General features: G+C 74.0%; 13 protein-coding genes. 12 read left to right on the top strand and 1 reads right to left on the bottom strand.

All coding sequences use genetic code 11. The features are described 5' to 3' along the window. The first annotated feature begins 12 nt into the window (after positions 1-12). A complete protein-coding gene (locus FDM97_RS32955; RefSeq protein WP_137994138.1) occupies positions 13-2,748 on the top strand; it encodes an FAD-binding and (Fe-S)-binding domain-containing protein in 2,736 nt (911 codons plus the stop codon). 70 nt (positions 2,749-2,818) lie between these two features. Further along, positions 2,819-3,322: a hypothetical protein gene (locus FDM97_RS32950; RefSeq protein ID WP_137994137.1), complete on the top strand. Its 504-nt coding sequence runs from the start codon at positions 2,819-2,821 to the stop codon at positions 3,320-3,322. A 43-nt stretch (positions 3,323-3,365) separates the two neighbouring features. On the opposite strand, the gene FDM97_RS32945 is transcribed toward FDM97_RS32950, so the two are convergent. Next, the gene (locus FDM97_RS32945) at positions 3,366-4,265 is read right to left on the bottom strand and encodes a LysR family transcriptional regulator (protein ID WP_137994136.1); all 900 of its coding nucleotides are present in this window, start codon (positions 4,263-4,265) and stop codon (positions 3,366-3,368) included. 206 nt (positions 4,266-4,471) lie between these two features. Here FDM97_RS32945 and FDM97_RS32940 point away from each other — a divergent pair, with 206 nt between their 5' ends. From FDM97_RS32940 to FDM97_RS32895, 10 genes are all read left to right on the top strand, one after another. Continuing rightward, entirely contained in the window at positions 4,472-5,362 is an 891-nt protein-coding gene (locus FDM97_RS32940; protein WP_254705994.1) for an EamA family transporter, read from the top strand. 82 nt (positions 5,363-5,444) lie between these two features. Then, positions 5,445-5,645 carry a DUF1272 domain-containing protein gene (locus FDM97_RS32935; RefSeq protein WP_137994135.1) on the top strand — a complete coding sequence of 67 codons (201 nt, stop codon included), beginning with the start codon at positions 5,445-5,447 and terminating at the stop codon, positions 5,643-5,645. Between the two features lie 87 nt (positions 5,646-5,732). Then, a complete protein-coding gene (locus tag FDM97_RS32930) occupies positions 5,733-6,524 on the top strand; it encodes a TIGR03084 family metal-binding protein (RefSeq protein WP_137994134.1) in 792 nt (263 codons plus the stop codon). Beyond that, on the top strand, positions 6,521-8,227 hold the full coding sequence (locus tag FDM97_RS32925) for an acyclic terpene utilization AtuA family protein (RefSeq protein ID WP_137994133.1): 1,707 nt from the start codon (positions 6,521-6,523) through the stop codon (positions 8,225-8,227). The genes FDM97_RS32930 and FDM97_RS32925 overlap by 4 nt, the downstream gene beginning before the upstream one ends. Beyond that, positions 8,224-9,825: an acyl-CoA carboxylase subunit beta gene (locus FDM97_RS32920; protein WP_137994132.1), complete on the top strand. Its 1,602-nt coding sequence runs from the start codon at positions 8,224-8,226 to the stop codon at positions 9,823-9,825. The genes FDM97_RS32925 and FDM97_RS32920 overlap by 4 nt, the downstream gene beginning before the upstream one ends. Before the next feature lie 7 nt (positions 9,826-9,832). Further along, positions 9,833-11,881 carry an acetyl/propionyl/methylcrotonyl-CoA carboxylase subunit alpha gene (locus tag FDM97_RS32915; protein WP_137994131.1) on the top strand — a complete coding sequence of 683 codons (2,049 nt, stop codon included), beginning with the start codon at positions 9,833-9,835 and terminating at the stop codon, positions 11,879-11,881. Next, complete coding sequence (locus FDM97_RS32910; protein WP_137994130.1) at positions 11,878-13,008, top strand: acyl-CoA dehydrogenase family protein; 1,131 nt, start codon at positions 11,878-11,880, stop codon at positions 13,006-13,008. Before FDM97_RS32915 ends, FDM97_RS32910 begins: the two co-directional genes overlap by 4 nt. A 46-nt stretch (positions 13,009-13,054) precedes the next feature. Next, complete coding sequence (locus FDM97_RS32905; RefSeq protein WP_137994129.1) at positions 13,055-14,632, top strand: 4-coumarate--CoA ligase family protein; 1,578 nt, start codon at positions 13,055-13,057, stop codon at positions 14,630-14,632. Continuing rightward, the gene (locus FDM97_RS32900; RefSeq protein ID WP_137994128.1) at positions 14,629-15,336 is read left to right on the top strand and encodes an enoyl-CoA hydratase family protein; all 708 of its coding nucleotides are present in this window, start codon (positions 14,629-14,631) and stop codon (positions 15,334-15,336) included. The genes FDM97_RS32905 and FDM97_RS32900 overlap by 4 nt, the downstream gene beginning before the upstream one ends. After that, on the top strand, positions 15,324-15,926 hold the full coding sequence (locus tag FDM97_RS32895) for a TetR/AcrR family transcriptional regulator (protein WP_137994127.1): 603 nt from the start codon (positions 15,324-15,326) through the stop codon (positions 15,924-15,926). The genes FDM97_RS32900 and FDM97_RS32895 overlap by 13 nt, the downstream gene beginning before the upstream one ends. The last annotated feature ends 165 nt before the right edge of the window (positions 15,927-16,091 follow it).

Here is a 16,091-nt window from a genome sequence, read left to right as displayed (position 1 = left end):
GATGTCCGCCGGATGAGACGACGGGTGAGACATCCTGACCTCGTGCGAAAACACCACGAACGGTCGGAGCTGGAGGCGGCGCTGCGCGCGGCCGTGGCAGGAGACGTCGACTTCGGCACCTCGGCGAGGGCCCTGATGACGATGGACGCGTCCAACTACCGGCGCGTGCCGGTGGGCGTGGTCGCCCCCCGGGACGCCACGGACGTGGCGGCGGCACTGTCGGTCTGCCGCTCGAACGGAGTACCGGTGGTGGCGCGGGGCGCCGGCACGTCGATCGCCGGGCAGGCGACCGGCACGGGCGTCGTGCTCGACTTCACCCGCCACATGCGCGCGATCGTGTCCGTCGACGCCGAGGCACGAACGGCCGTCGTCCAGCCGGGTGTGGTCCTGGACCGGCTGCGCGACGCGGTGCGCCCGTACGGACTGACCTTCGGCCCCGATCCGTCGACGCGCAGCCGCTGCACCCTCGGCGGCATGATCGGCAACAACGCGTGCGGGGCGCACTCCGTGGCCTGGGGCACGACCGCCGACAACGTGACCTCGCTCGACGTCCTGACGTACGGGGGCGAGCGGCTCCGCCTCGGGCAGGACTGGCAGGGCGCGCCGGCCGGGCTGCGGGAGCTGGTCGGGCGGAACCTGGCGGCGCTGCGCACCGGCTATCCGCCCGGCCTGCCGCGCCGGATCTCCGGCTACGCGCTCGACGCGTTGCTGCCCGAGCGGGACGCGGACGTGGCGCGCTCGTACTGCGGCAGCGAGAGCACGCTGGGGGTGCTGACGGAGGCGACCGTACGGCTGGTCCCGCTGCCCGCCGCGCCGGTCCTGGCCGTTCTCGGGTACGCGGACGAGAGCGCGGCGGCGGACGCGGCGGCGGGGCTGCTGGCGTACGGGCCGCTGACGGTGGAGGGGATGGCGTCCGACCTCGTGCGTGACAGCGCGCGGGAGCTGCTCCCGAGGGGCGGGGCGTGGCTCTTCGTCGAGACGGACGGGGAGGGCGCGGCGCGGTCCCTCATGCGGGGAGCGGACGCGCTGGACGCGACGGTCGTGACGGACCCGGCCGGGCAGCGGGCGCTGTGGCGGGTACGGGAGGACGCGGCGGGCACGGCGACGAGGATGCCCGACGGGGCGGAGGCCTGGCCGGGGTGGGAGGACTGCGCGGTGCCGCCGGCGCGGCTGGGTTCGTACCTGCGCGAGTTCCGCAGGCTGCTGAAGGAGTACGGGCTGCGAGGGTCGCCGTACGGCCACTTCGGCGACGGCTGCGTCCACGTCCGTATCGACTTCGACCTGTACACGCCGAAGGGGGTGGGGCACTTCCGGCGCTTCTCGGAGGCCGTGGCGGACCTGGTGGTGGCACACGGGGGCTCGCTGTCGGGGGAGCACGGGGACGGGCAGGCGCGGGCGGAGCTGCTGCCGAAGATGTACGGCACGGAGCTGGTTGGCCTCTTCGGGGAGGTCAAGGACGTGTGGGACCCGGAGCGGGGTCTGAACCCGGGGATGCTGGTGCGGCCGGGGAAGCTCGACAAGAACCTGCGGTTCAAGGGCCTGGGTTCGGTGCCGGAGGCGGCCCGGTGCGTGGGGGTCGCCAAGTGCCGGGTGGAGGGGCCGAGTACGGGTCCGGGGGTGATGTGCCCGTCGTACCGCGCGACCGGGGAGGAGAAGCACTCGACGCGGGGCAGGGCGCGGCTGCTCCACGAGATGGCGCTGGGCGAGGTGATCACGGACGGCTGGCGCTCGGAGGAGGTCATGGAGGCGCTCGACCTGTGCCTGTCGTGCAAGGGGTGCCGGAGCGACTGTCCCGTGGGCGTGGACATGGCCGCGTACAAGGCGGAGTTCCTCGACCGCCACTACGAGGGCAGGCGGCGGCCGTGGTCGCACGTGACGATGGGCCGGCTGCCGCAGTGGCTGCGCCTGTTCGGGCCGGCGCTGAACCTGGGCCGGGCGCTGCCCTCCCGTTTCGTGGGCGTGACCCCGGAGCGGGAGCTGCCGCGGGTCGCGTCCCGGACGTTCGTGTCGTGGTTCGGCACGCGCCTGGAGACGGTCTCCGACGTCCTGCTGTGGCCGGACACCTTCACCAACCATCTGGCGCCGCAGGTCGGCCGGTCGGCGGTCCGGGTCCTGGAGGCGGCCGGGGTGCGGGTGGGGCTGCCGCCGGGGCGGGTGTGCTGTGGGCTGACGTACGTCTCGACGGGCCAGCTCGACCGGGCGCGCACGATGATGCGCAGGACGCTGGACGTGATGGACGCGGTGCGGGAGCCGGGGCATCCGGTGGTGGTCCTGGAGCCCTCGTGCGCGGCGACGCTGAGGACGGACCTGCCGGAGCTGCTCGCGGACGACCCGCGGGCGGCGCGGCTTGCGTCCTCGGTACGGACGTTCGCGCAGGCCTTGGAGGAGTTCGCGCCGGAGTGGGAGCCGCCGCGTGTCGACCGCCCGGCCGTCGGCCAGACCCACTGCCACCAGCACGCGGTCCTGGGCGACGCGGCCGAGCGCCGGCTGCGGGAACGAGCGGGCCTGGCGGGCGAACTGAGCGGCGGCTGCTGCGGCCTGGCGGGCAACTTCGGGTTCGAGCCCGGCCACTACGAGGTGTCGGTGGCCTGCGCGGAGGACCAACTGCTTCCGGCGCTGCGGGACGCGGACCCGGAGGCGGTGGTGCTCGCGGACGGCTTCTCCTGCCGCACGCAGGTGGCGCACCTGACGGACCGGCGGGCGCGGCACCTGGTGGAGGTGCTGGCGGAGCGCCTCGCGGGCCACTGAGGCGGGCGGCCGGGAACGTTGCCGGGCGCGGGCAATGTGCGGGGCCGGCGGGCCGACGAGAGTGGGGCCCATGAGACGGAGCTTCCTCGTGCACGCCGGTATCGCGGGCGGTCTGGGCGCCTTGATGGTGCTGACCGCCGCCCTCACCCTCCTGCCGGGCCCCCTGCCGCTGCCCGGCGCGGGGGTGTTGATGGGGGTGGGCCTCGCCGCGACCTTTCCGCTCTTCGGCGTCGCGATCGTGCGCGGCTTCGTGGTGCCGAAGGAGGAGCAGTGGCCGGCCTTCCGCTGCCTGCCGGGCTGGGTGCAGCTGACGCTCGCGCTCCTGCTCGGCGCGGGAATCGCGGTGAACATGGTGCGCGGCGAGGAGGTCCGCGGCCAGGACGCACAGATCCGCGACGGCCGCTACCAGGTCTTCGTGACGGCGCAGGGCAAGCGGGGCTGGGCCGACGTGGGCCGGGACGAGTACCTGCGCGTCCGCGAGTCCGACCAGCGCTCGGCCCTGGCGATCCCGGGCACGCTCCTCGCCGGAGCCGCGACCCTCTCCCTCATCACCGGCGAGGCCCGCCGCGCCTGAGCGCGGCGGGCGGGGGAGGCGTGCACTCCTCCGGCCCGGTCCCTCACTCGTCCCGCGTGATCTCACGGGCCAGGGCCACCAGCAGGTCCGTCGCCGGGTGGGGGGAGGTGTCGCGCCAGGCGAGGACCACGTGGAGGGGTGGGGCGTCGGGGAGGGGGCGGTAGGTGACGCCCGGGTGGGGGTGCATCGCGGCCGTGGAGGCGGAGGAGACGCCGACGCCGCGGGCCGCCGCGATCGCCGTGAGCCAGTCGTCGGTGTTGGCGACCGTGAGCGTGGCGGACGGGCGGGTGTGCGGGGGCCAGAGGTCGAGGGTCGTCGTGCCGGAGACCGTGTTCAGGACGATCGTCTGCGTGGCCAGGTCCGCCAGCGTCAGGGACGCGCGGGCCGCGAGGTCGCTGTCCGCCGGGACCGCCGCCACCCGGGTCTCGGTCGTGAGCTCCGCCGTCGCGAGGCCCGGCGCGTCCACCGGCCCCCGCAGCAGCGCCGCGTCCACCTCGCCCCATACGAGACCGGCCGTGCGGTCGTCGACGCGCAGGAGCTCCAGCGGGGTCTCGGGGTGCTCGCGCTGCCAGCGCCGTAGCAGGGGAGTGGTGTACGGGCCGAACGCCGACCACGCGTGGCCGAGCCGCAGCGGCCGGTGGCGCAGCCGTTCCGGGTCCAGGGCCGCGTCGAAGGCGGCGACGGCCGCCACCGCCCGGTCGTGGAAGGCGCGGCCCTCGGGGGTGAGGGAGAGGTGGTGGGTGGTGCGGTCGACGAGCCGGACGCCGAGGTGTTTCTCCAGGGCGGCGAGCGTGCGGGAGGCGGCGGGCTGGGTGAGGTGGAGCCGGGCCGCGGCCCGGGTCACGTTGCCTTCCTCGGCGATGGCGAGGAAACAGCGGAGGTGGCGGAGCTCGATGCTCGTGCGACTCATGCGTCCGGAGCATAAGCGCAGCCCAATCGGCATTTCACGCGCCGCGCGGTGACTCGTAGCGTGAAGATGGGCGCCCATGGGCTGGGTGCATTATTCTGGACCTCAAGTCCAATGAATTGGACCATCGATCATGCAAGGGGAGTGAGCCGGTGGACACCCCGGTCAAGGACATCGCCGCCGTCTCCGTACCCGAGGCCGTCTCCGTGCCCGAGGCCGTCTCCGTGCCCGAGGCCGCCACTGTGCCCGAGGCCGCCACTGTGCCCCGCGTCCCCGCGAGGTCCACCCGCCTCGGGCCCGTCGCCCTCGTCGTCGCCGGCGGGCTGTCCGTGCAGTTCGGGTCCGCCGTCGCCGTACTGCTCATGCCCCGCGCCGGCGCCCTCGGCGTCGTCACCCTGCGGCTCGTCCTCGCCGCCGCCGTCCTGCTGATCGTCTGCCGCCCCAAGGTTCGCGGCTACGGCCGCGCCGACTGGGGCACCGTCCTCGCCTTCGGCGCCGCCATGGCGGGCATGAACATCCTCTTCTACCAGGCCGCCGACCGGATCCCGCTCGGCGCCGCCGTGACCCTGGAGGTCCTCGGCCCGCTGATCCTCTCGGTGATCGCCTCGCGCCGGCCGGCGAACCTGCTCTGGGCCGGGCTCGCCCTCGGCGGCGTCGTCCTGCTCAGCGGCGGCGGCTTCGACCGGCTCGACCCCGTCGGGGCCGCGTTCGCCCTCGCCGCGGGCGCGATGTGGGCCGCGTACATCGTCTTCAGTGCCCGCACCGGCCGCCGCTTCCCGCAGGCGGACGGCCTCGCGCTCGCGATGGCGTTCGGCGCCGTCCTCAGCCTGCCGCTCGGGATCGCGGAGGCGGGCGACACGCTCCTCGTCCCCTCGACGATCGGCCTCGGCCTCGCCGTCGCGCTGATGTCCTCCGTCCTCCCCTACACCCTCGAACTCCTCGCCCTGCGCCGCCTCCCCGCCCCCACCTTCGCCGTCCTCATGAGCCTCGAACCGGCCATCGCCGCGACCGCCGGCTTCCTCGTCCTGAGCCAGGCCCTGTCGATGACCGACGCGCTCGCGATCGTCCTCGTCATCGCGGCGAGCATGGGCGCCGTCCGCACCCAGACGCGCAGGATCCCGCCGCAAGGCTGAGGATCAGGCCCTGTCCCGATCCTGGCGATCTTCGGCCCGCGCGGGGGCTTTCCGCCGCCCCGCCCGCAGGCAGGATCGAGCCATGGCCCTGGACATGCGCACCCTGTGCGAACGCTGCGAGATCACGACCCTGCCCGTCGACGCCGCCGCCCGCATCTGTACGTACGAGTGCACCTTCTGCGTGCCGTGCGGCGAGGCGATGGACGACATCTGCCCCAACTGTGGCGGCGAGTTGGTGCCCCGCCCCCGTCGCGCCGTCCCGAACGAAGAGGCCGCGCATTAATCAAGCAAGCGTGCTTGATTGTTTCCTCTCCCGCTGCCATGCTCCTCGGCACACGCCCGTGTCCCACCCTGCCGAGGGGAGCGCACCGTGTCCGACCCTGCCGTCGTCCTCGACGACCTGCGCGGCGAGAGCGAGGAGGTCGACCGGCTCGTACGGGAGCTGGGCGACGAACAGTGGGCCGCGCCCACCCCCGCGCCCGGCTGGACGATCGCGCACCAGATCGCCCATCTCGCCTGGACCGACCGGGCGGCCCTGCTCGCCGTCACCGACCCCGAGGGCTTCGCCGCCGAGGCCGAGAAGGCCCTCGCCGCCCCCGAGCGCTTCGTCGACGACGGCGCCGAGGAGGGCGCGGCCCTGCCGCCCGGCGAGCTGCTCGGACGGTGGCGCGTGGGGCGCGAGCGGCTGCAGATGGCCCTGCGCACGGCCCCGCCCGGCGCACGTTTCCCCTGGTACGGGCCGCCCATGAGCGCCACCTCCATGGGGACCGCCCGGCTCATGGAGACCTGGGCGCACGGGCAGGACATCGCCGACGCCCTCGGAGCCGTACGCGAGCCGACCGCCCGGCTGCGGCACGTGGCCTGGATCGGCATCCGGGCCCGCGACTACGCCTATCTCGTACGGGGCCTCACCCCGCCCGCCGAACCCTTCCGGGTCGAACTGACCGCCCCCGACGGCGAGGAGTGGGTGTACGGGCCCCAGGACGCCGCCCAGAGGATCACCGGGCCCGCGCTCGACTTCTGCCTCCTCGTCACCCAGCGCGTCCACCGCGACGACACCGCCCTGCGGGCCCACGGCCCCGACGCCACGCACTGGCTCAGCGTCGCCCAGGCCTTCGCCGGGCCGGCCGGCACCGGCCGCCCCGCCCAGGGGCAGGCATGACCCTCCGCATCGGCAACGCCTCCGGCTTCTACGGCGACCGCTTCGACGCCGTCCGCGAGATGCTGACGGGCGGCGGACCCGGAGGCGAACTCGACGTCCTCACCGGCGACTACCTCGCCGAGCTGACCATGCTCATCCTCGGCCGGGACCGGCTGAAGGACCCGTCCGCCGGATACGCCAAGACCTTCCTCCGCCAGATGGAGGAAGGACTCGGCCTCGCCCACGAGCGGGGCGTCCGCATCGTCACCAACGCCGGCGGCCTCAACCCCGCCGGCCTCGCCGACGCGCTGCGCGAACTCGCGGACAGGCTCGGGATCCCGGTGCGGATCGGTCACGTCGAGGGAGACCGGCTCCCGCCCCGCGACGGAGTCCTCACCGCGAACGCCTACCTCGGCGGCGCCGGCATCGCCGCCTGCCTCGCCGAAGGCGCCGACGTCGTCGTGACCGGCCGGGTCACCGACGCCGCCCTCGTCACCGGCCCCGCGCAGTGGCATTTCGGCTGGCCGGCCGACGCGTACGACGAGCTGGCGGGCGCGGTCGTCGCCGGGCACGTCCTGGAGTGCGGCACCCAGGCCACCGGCGGCAACTACGCCTTCTTCCGCGACCACGACCCGCGCACACTGCGCCGCCCCGGCTTCCCGATCGCCGAACTCCACGCCGACGGCACGGCCGTCATCACCAAGCACCCCGGCACGGGCGGGGTCGTCGACCTCGGCACGGTCACCGCCCAGCTCCTGTACGAGACGTCGGGCGCGCGGTACGCGGGACCCGACGTGACCGCCCGGCTCGACACCGTACGGCTCACCCAGGACGGCCCGGACCGGGTCAGGATCGACGGCGTACGCGGGGAGGCCCCGCCGCCCACCCTCAAGGTCGGCCGGGGCCGGCTGGGCGGCTTCCGCAACGAGGTCGTCTTCGTCCTCACCGGCCTCGACATCGAGGCGAAGGCGCGGCTCGTACGCGACCAGATCGAGGACGCGTTCGCCCACGCCACATCGCGTCCCGCCGAGGTCCGCTGGGAACTCGCCCGCACCGACCACCCGGACGCCGCCACCGAGGAGACCGCGAGCGCGCTGCTCCGGCTCGTCGTCCGCGACCCCGCCCCCGAGCCCGTCGGCCGCGCCCTGACCGGCGCCGCGATCGAGCTCGCCCTCGCCAGCTACCCCGGCTTCCACGTCACCGCCCCACCCGGCAAAGGCGCGCCCTACGGCGTCTTCGAGGCCGCGTACGTACCGGCCGCCGACGTCCCGCATACGGCCGTGCTCCCGGACGGGACGCGCCGCACCCTGCCGCCCGTACACGTACCGCCGCACTCGCGGGAACCGGAGCCGGTCGCGGAACCCCCGCTGCCCGAGCCGCTGCCCGAGGGCCCGGTGCGGCGCGCCCCGCTCGGGCGGGTCGCCGGGGCCCGCAGCGGCGACAAGGGCGGCGACGCGAACATCGGCGTCTGGGTCCGTACGGACCGGGAATGGCGCTGGCTCGTCCACACCCTCACCGTGGACCGGCTCCGCGAACTCCTGCCGGAGACCGCCGGCTTGGACGTCGTACGCCACGTCCTGCCGAACCTGAGGGCGGTGAACTTCGTCGTCACCGGGCTCCTGGGCGAAGGCGTCGCCTCCCAGGCCCGCTTCGACCCCCAGGCCAAGGCCCTCGGCGAGTGGCTGCGCGCCCGCGAGCTCGACGTACCGGAGGAACTGCTGTGACCGTCCTCGCCTCCGCCCTCGACACGGGCGGACCCGACTACGCGGCCCACCGCGCCGCCATGCTCGACAAGCTCGCCGCCCTCGACGCCGAACACGCCAAGGCGCTCGCGGGCGGCGGCGAGAAGTACACCGAACGGCACCGCAGGCGCGGCAAGCTGCTCGCCCGCGAGCGGATCGAGCTGCTCCTCGACCCCGACACGCCCTTCCTGGAGCTGTCCCCGCTCGCCGCCTGGGGCAGCGACTACCCGGTGGGCGCCTCGATCATCACCGGCATCGGGGTCGTCGAGGGGGTCGAGTGCCTGATCACCGCCAACGACCCGACCGTGCGCGGCGGCGCCTCGAATCCGTGGACGCTGAAGAAGGCTCTGCGCGCCAACGAGATCGCGTACGCCAACCGGCTCCCCGTCATCTCGCTCGTCGAGTCCGGCGGCGCCGATCTGCCGTCCCAGAAGGAGATCTTCATCCCCGGCGGGGCGCTGTTCCGCGATCTCACCCGGCTCTCGGCCGCCGGCATCCCCACCCTCGCCGTCGTCTTCGGCAACTCCACGGCCGGCGGCGCGTACGTCCCCGGCATGTCCGACCACACCGTGATGATCAAGGAGCGGTCGAAGGTCTTCCTCGGCGGGCCGCCGCTGGTGAAGATGGCGACGGGGGAGGAGAGCGACGACGAGTCGCTCGGCGGCGCCGAGATGCACGCCCGCGTCTCCGGTCTCGCCGACCACTACGCCGTCGACGAGACCGACGCGCTGCGCCAGGCGCGGCGGATCGTCGCCCGCCTCAACCACCGCAAGGCGCGGCCTGATCCGGTCTCCGTCGCCGAAGCGCCCACGTACGACGAGGACGAGCTGCTCGGGATCGTGCCGGGGGACCTGAAGACCCCGTTCGACCCGCGCGAGGTGATCGCACGGATCGTGGACGGCTCGGACTTCGACGAGTTCAAGCCGCTGTACGGGCCGAGCCTGGTGACGGGGTGGGCGTCCCTCCACGGCTACCCGGTGGGCATCCTCGCCAACGCCCAGGGCGTGCTGTTCTCCGCGGAGTCCCAGAAGGCGGCGCAGTTCATCCAGCTCGCCAACCAGCGCGACGTCCCGCTGGTCTTCCTGCACAACACAACCGGCTACATGGTCGGCAGGGAGTACGAGCAGGGCGGGATCATCAAGCACGGCGCGATGATGATCAACGCGGTGTCGAACAGCCGGGTCCCCCATCTGTCCGTCCTCATGGGCGCGTCGTACGGCGCCGGGCACTACGGCATGTGCGGCCGGGCCTACGACCCCCGCTTCCTCTTCGCCTGGCCGAGCGCCAAGTCGGCCGTCATGGGCCCGCAGCAGCTGGCGGGCGTCCTGTCGATCGTGGCGCGGGCTTCGGCGGCGGCCAAGGGGCAGCCGTACGACGAGGAGGCGGACGCGGGTCTGCGCGCGATGGTCGAGGCGCAGATCGAGTCGGAATCGCTGCCGATGTTCCTGTCGGGACGGCTGTACGACGACGGCGTCATCGACCCCCGCGACACCCGCACGGTCCTCGGACTGTGCCTGTCCGCGATCCACACGGCACCGGTCGAGGGCGCGCGCGGCGGCTTCGGCGTCTTCCGAATGTGAGGCTCCCGTGATCTCTTCTGTTCTTGTCGCGAACCGGGGCGAGATCGCCTGCCGGGTGTTCCGTACGTGCCGGGAGCTGGGCGTCGACACGGTCGCGGTGTACTCGGACGCGGACGCCGGCGCCCTGCACGTACGGGAGGCGGACGCGGCGGTACGGCTGCCGGGGGCGACGCCCGCGGAGACGTATCTGCGCGGCGATCTGGTGGTGAAGGCGGCGCTGGCGGCGGGCGCGGACGCGGTGCATCCGGGGTACGGCTTCCTGTCGGAGAACGCGGAGTTCGCGCGGGCGGTGCTCGACGCGGGTCTGGTGTGGATCGGCCCGCCGCCGGAGGCGATCGAGTCGATGGCGTCGAAGACCCGGGCGAAGGAACTCCTGGGCGTGGCTCCGCTCGTGGACGTCACGGAGTCGGACCTGCCGGTCCTGGTGAAGGCGGCGGCGGGCGGGGGCGGCCGGGGCATGCGGATCGTCCGCGACCTCGGGTCCCTGGCGGACGCGCTCGAGGCGGCGTCGGCGGAGGCGCTGGGCGCGTTCGGGGACGGCGAGGTGTTCGTCGAGCCGTACGTGGAGAACGGCCGCCATGTGGAGGTCCAGATCCTGGCGGACGCGCACGGCACGGTGTGGGCGCTCGGCACCCGCGACTGCTCGCTCCAGCGCCGCCACCAGAAGGTCGTCGAGGAGGCCCCGGCGCCGGGCCTGCCGGAGGAGCTGGAGTCCGCGCTCGTGGACATGGCCGTCCGGGCGGCGAAGGCGGTCGGCTATACGGGCGCGGGAACGGTCGAGTTCCTGGTCGCGGACGGCCGGGCCCACTTCCTGGAGATGAACACCCGCCTCCAGGTCGAACACCCGGTGACGGAGGAGGTCTACGGGGTCGACCTGGTGGCCCTCCAACTCGCGGTGGCCGAGGGCCGCGCCCTGCCGCCGGAACCCCCCGCGCCCCACGGCCACGCGATCGAGGCCCGCCTCTACGCGGAGGACCCGACCGCGTCCTGGACCCCACAGACGGGCGTCCTGCACGCCCTGGAGTTCCCCACCCACCCGCCCGTGCCTCTGGGGGACGGGGTCCCCCAGCCCCCCTACGGCCCGCAGCCTCGCGCGGGCGAGCGAGCCGCGGGCGAGCGGGCCGTGGGCGGCGGCGCGGCGCGTGGCGCGGGCCAGGCCTACGGTCTCGGCGGGAGTCGTCCGCACAGCGGCAGCCCCGCCGCTGCCGGCGCCCCGCGCCTGCGCGTCGACAGCGGGTACGCCTCCGGGGACGTCATCGGCGTCCACTACGACGCCATGCTCGCCAAGGTCGTCGTCCACGCGCCCAGCCGGGCCGCAGCCGTGCGGAAGCTCGCCCATGTCCTTGAGCGGGCCACCGTCCACGGGCCCGTCACCAACCGGGCGCTGCTCGTCGCGTCGCTGCGGCATCCCGACTTCCAGGACGAGGACCGGCTCGACACCGGCTTCTACGAGCGGAACCTCGACGCGCTGACGAAGTCGCCCGACGGGGAGGAGTACGCCGCCGTCGCCGCCGCGCTCGCGGAGGCCGAGGGGCGCCGGGGGCGGTTCGGCGGGGCGTGGCGGAATCTGCCGTCGCAGGACCAGACCAAGGCGTACGGGGACCACGAGGTCCGCTACCGGCCCACCCGCGACGGCTACACCGTCACCGCCCCCGACGGCGTCCGTGTCGTGAGCGCCGCACCCGACCGCGTGCGGCTCGAAGTCGACGGTGTCGTACGGCACTTCGACGTCGCCCGCCACGGCGGCGACGACACCGTCCACATCGGCCCCCACCGGCTCACCGCCCGCCCCCGCTTCCCCGACCCCCGGGCGCAGACCGCGCCCGGCTCGCTGCTCGCGCCCATGCCCGGCACCGTCGTCCGCCTCGCGGAAGGCGTCGAGGCCGGCGCGCGCGTCACCGCCGGGCAGCCGCTCCTCTGGCTGGAGGCCATGAAGATGGAACACCGCGTCGTCGCCCCCGCCTCCGGCACGCTCACCGCGCTCCACGCCGCCCCCGGCCGCCAGGTCGAGGTCGGTGCCCTGCTCGCCGTCGTACAGGAGGAACAGTCCGCATGAGCGTCATCGAATCCGCCGAGCACACCGCCCTCCGCGCCGCCGTCTCCGCCCTCGGCCACCGTCACGGCCCCGGCTTCGACCGGGCCGCCCTGTGGGCCGAGGCCGGCAAGCTCGGCTACCTGGGCGTGAACCTTCCCGAGGAGTACGGCGGCGGGGGCGGCGGCATGGCCGAACTCTCCATCGTCCTGGAGGAGGCGGGCGCGGCCGGGGCCCCGCTCCTCATGATGGTCGTCTCGCCCGCCATCTGCGGCACCGTCATCGCCCGCTTCGGCACGGAGGACCAGAAGCGCGCCTGGCTGCCCGGCCTCGCCGACGGCACCCGCACCATGGCCTTCGGCATCACCGAGCCCGACGCCGGTTCCAACTCCCACCGGATCACCACCACGGCCACGAAGACCGAGGAGGGCTGGGTCCTCAACGGCCGCAAGGTCTTCGTCTCCGGCGTCGACATCGCCGACGCCACCCTCATCGTGGGCCGCACCTCCGACGCCCGCACCGGCAGCCTCAAGCCCTGCCTCTTCATCGTCCCCAGGGACGCGCCCGGCTTCGGCCGCCGCCGGATCGACATGGAACTCGACGCCCACGAGAAGCAGTTCGAGCTCACCCTCGACGACGTCCACCTCCCCGCCGACGCCCTCGTCGGCGACGAGGACGCCGGTCTCCTCCAGCTCTTCGCGGGGCTCAACCCCGAGCGGATCATGACCGCCGCGTTCGCGATCGGCATGGGCCGCTACGCCCTCGACAAGGCCGTCTCGTACGCCAAGGAGCGCCAGGTCTGGAAGTCCCCGATCGGCGCCCACCAGGCCATCGCCCACCCCCTCGCCCAGGCCCACATCGAGCTGGAGCTCGCCCGGCTGATGATGCGGAAGGCCGCCCACCTCTACGACGCCGGTGACGACATCGGCGCGGGCGAGGCCGCCAACATGGCGAAGTACGCCGCCGGGGAGGCCTGCGTGAAGGCCGTCGACCAGTCCGTCCACACCCTCGGCGGCAACGGCCTCACCCGCGAGTTCGGCCTCGCGCGGCTCATCACCGCCTCCCGCGTGGCCCGGATCGCGCCCGTGAGCCGGGAAATGATCCTGAACTACGTATCGCACCAGTCCCTGGGTCTCCCCAAGTCGTACTGACACACGCGATCCTGGCGCCACCTTCCACCTCTCCAGGGGGCCACGCATGGTGTTCCACAGCGAGTACGAGCCCGTCCCGACCGTCTCCCTCCCCATCCACGACGCGGTCCTCGGACGGGCCGCCGAGTACGGCGACACCCCCGCCCTGATCGACGGGGCCGGTGCACTGTCCCTCACGTACGCGCAGGTCGACGCCTTCCACCGGCTCGTCGCCGCCGGGCTCGCCGAGGCCGGGGTCCGCAAGGGCGACGTGCTCGCCCTGCACAGCCCCAACACCGTGCTGTTCCCGATCGCCTTCTACGCCGCCACCCGCGCCGGGGCCTCCGTCACCACCGTCCACCCCCTGGCCACGCCCGAGGAGTTCGCGAAGCAGCTCCGGGACTCCGCCGCCCGCTGGATCGTCACCGTCTCACCGCTGCTCCCGGCGGCCCGGGCGGCGGCCGAACTCGCGGGCGGCATCGAGGAGATATTCCTCTGCGACCAGGCCCCCGAGGGGGAGGACGTCCGCTCGCTCCAGTCCTTCCTGGCGTCCACCGCCCCCGCACCGGCCGTGGAGTTCGACCCCGACGAGGACGTGGCGGCCCTCCCGTACTCCTCCGGCACCACGGGCATCCCCAAGGGCGTGATGCTCACCCACACCTCGATCGCCACCAACCTCGCGCAGCTGGAGCCCTTCATCCCCATGGGCCCGGGCGACCGGATCCTCGCCGTGCTGCCCTTCTTCCACATCTACGGGCTCACCGCCCTCATGAACGCGCCCCTCCGCCAGGGCGCCACCGTCGTCGTCCTGCCCCGCTTCGAGCTCGACCAGTTCCTCGCGGCGATCGAGAAGCACCGCATCAACGGCCTGTACGTGGCCCCGCCGATCGTCCTCGCGCTCGCCAAGCACCCGGCCGTCGCCGACTACGACCTCTCCTGCCTGGAGTACATCGTCAGCGCCGCCGCCCCGCTCGACGCCTCCCTCGCCGAGGCGTGCTCGGCCCGGCTCAAGCTGCCGCCGGTCCGCCAGGCGTACGGGATGACCGAGCTGTCCCCGGGCACGCACGTCGTCCCCCTCGACGCCGTCAACCCGCCGCCCGGAGCCGTCGGCAAGCTGCTCCCGTCCACCGAGATGCGGATCCTGTCCCTCGACGACCCGGCGCGCGACGCCGAGCCGGGCGCGGAGGGCGAGGTCGCCATCCGCGGCCCGCAGGTCATGAAGGGCTATCTGGGCCGCCCGGACGCCACCGCCGCCATGATCGACGCCGACGGCTGGGTGCACACCGGCGACATCGGGCGGGTCGACGAGGGCGGCTGGCTCTTCGTCGTCGACCGGGTCAAGGAACTCATCAAGTACAAGGGCTTCCAGGTCGCCCCGGCCGAGCTCGAAGCCCTGCTGCTCACCCACGAGGGGATCGCGGACGCCGCGGTGATCGGGGTGACGGACGAGGCCGGCAACGAGATACCGAAGGCGTACGTCGTCCGGCAGGCGAGCGCGGCGGACCTGAGCGGCGAGGACGTCATGGCGTACGTGGCCGAACGGGTCTCCCCGTACAAGAAGATCCGGCGGGTGGAGTTCGTCGACGGGGTGCCGCGGGCAGCGTCGGGGAAGATTCTGCGCCGAGAACTGAGGGATCGCGAATGAAGCTGGACCGTGGCATCGCCACTCTGACGCTGGACTCCCCGGAGACCCGCAACGCCCTCTCGGCGGCCCTGGTCGCCGAGCTGGCGGAGGCGCTCACGGAGTGCGGGCAGGACCCGGCGGTACGGGCGGTGGTCCTCACGCACACCGGCTCGACGTTCTGCGCGGGCGCCGACCTGAAGGCGCCGCCGAGCCCGTACGCCTTCGTGGACCTGCTCCGGCGGATCGTGGAGCTGCCGAAGCCGGTCGTGGGCGTCGTGCGGGGCCATGTGCGGGCGGGCGGCCTCGGGCTGCTGGGGGCGTGCGACATCGTGGTGGCCTCGGACGCGTCGGACTTCGCGCTGACGGAGGTACGGATCGGGGTCGCGCCCGCCGTCATCTCGCTGACGCTGCTGCCCAGGCTGGAGCCACGGGCGGCGGCCCGCCACTACCTGACGGGGGAGGGCTTCGGCGTGGCGGAGGCGGTACGGATGGGCCTGGTGACGGCCGAGGAGGAGGCCCTTCCCGGCATCCTCGACGGCCTGCGCCGGGCCTCCCCGCAGGGCCTGGCCGAGTCGAAGCGCCTGCTCACGGCTAAAGTCCTGGAGACCTTCGAGTGTGACGCGGAGGACCTGGTGCAGAGGTCGGCCTCCCTGTTCGCCTCCGCCGAGGCGCGCGAGGGGATGACGGCCTTCCTCGAACGACGGGACCCCGAATGGCGGTTGTGACCGGCCCCAAGCAGGGCCCGAAGCAGGGCCCGAAGCAGGACAGGAGCCGCGCCACCCGGCAGCGGCTCCTGGAGGCGGCGGTGGCCTGCCTGGCCGAACACGGCTGGGCGGGCTCCACCGTCTCCGCGGTGGCCGAGCGCGCCGGCGTCTCGCGCGGAGCCGCCCAGCACCACTTCCCGACCCGGGAGGACCTGTTCACGGCGGCCGTCGAGTACGTCGCCGAGGAACGCTCCCAGGCCCTGCGCACCCTCCCGGCCCGCGACCGCCACGAGGCCGTCGCGGCCCTGGTCGACCTCTTCACCGGCCCGCTCTTCCGCGCGGCTCTCCACCTCTGGGTGGCCGCGGCCCACGAGCCCCAGCTCCACGCCCGGGTCACCGAACTGGAGGCCCGCGTCGGCCGCGAGTCCCACCGCATCGCGGTGGAGCTCCTCGCCGCGGACGAGTCCGTCCCCGGCGTACGGGAGACGGTCCAGGGCCTGCTCGACATGGCCCGCGGCCTGGGCCTTGCCACCCTCCTGACCGACGACGCGGCGCGCCGCGAACGGGTCGTGGCCCAGTGGTCGAAGCTCCTGGACGAGGCCCTCGGCTGAGCGCCGCCGCCCACACTGCCCGGGGGCGTGACCGGCGCCACATACGTACCGCGCGCCCCGCAGTACGCTGGTCGCATGCTTTCGCTCGTACGCCGCCGCCACGTGGACTTCCTCCGCGTCGCGAGCATGGGCTGTCCGCGTCACCCCTGACCCAGACGCCCACCC

This window comes from Streptomyces vilmorinianum (genome assembly GCF_005517195.1).
GTDB lineage: Bacteria > Actinomycetota > Actinomycetes > Streptomycetales > Streptomycetaceae > Streptomyces > Streptomyces vilmorinianum.
Note: the sequence above shows the minus strand (reverse complement) of the source record. Positions and strands in the feature narration are given on the sequence as shown.

Excerpts from the sequence above, each read along its gene's own strand:
- FDM97_RS32955 (WP_137994138.1), top strand. The coding sequence starts at position 13 with ATGAGACGACGGGTGAGACATCCTGACCTCGTGCGAAAACACCACGAA.
- FDM97_RS32950 (WP_137994137.1), top strand. The coding sequence starts at position 2,819 with ATGAGACGGAGCTTCCTCGTGCACGCCGGTATCGCGGGCGGTCTGGGC.
- FDM97_RS32945 (WP_137994136.1), bottom strand. The coding sequence starts at position 4,265 with ATGCCGATTGGGCTGCGCTTATGCTCCGGACGCATGAGTCGCACGAGC.
- FDM97_RS32935 (WP_137994135.1), top strand. The coding sequence starts at position 5,445 with ATGGCCCTGGACATGCGCACCCTGTGCGAACGCTGCGAGATCACGACC.
- FDM97_RS32925 (WP_137994133.1), top strand. The coding sequence starts at position 6,521 with ATGACCCTCCGCATCGGCAACGCCTCCGGCTTCTACGGCGACCGCTTC.
- FDM97_RS32910 (WP_137994130.1), top strand. The coding sequence starts at position 11,878 with ATGAGCGTCATCGAATCCGCCGAGCACACCGCCCTCCGCGCCGCCGTC.
- FDM97_RS32905 (WP_137994129.1), top strand. The coding sequence starts at position 13,055 with ATGGTGTTCCACAGCGAGTACGAGCCCGTCCCGACCGTCTCCCTCCCC.
- FDM97_RS32900 (WP_137994128.1), top strand. The coding sequence starts at position 14,629 with ATGAAGCTGGACCGTGGCATCGCCACTCTGACGCTGGACTCCCCGGAG.
- FDM97_RS32895 (WP_137994127.1), top strand. The coding sequence starts at position 15,324 with ATGGCGGTTGTGACCGGCCCCAAGCAGGGCCCGAAGCAGGGCCCGAAG.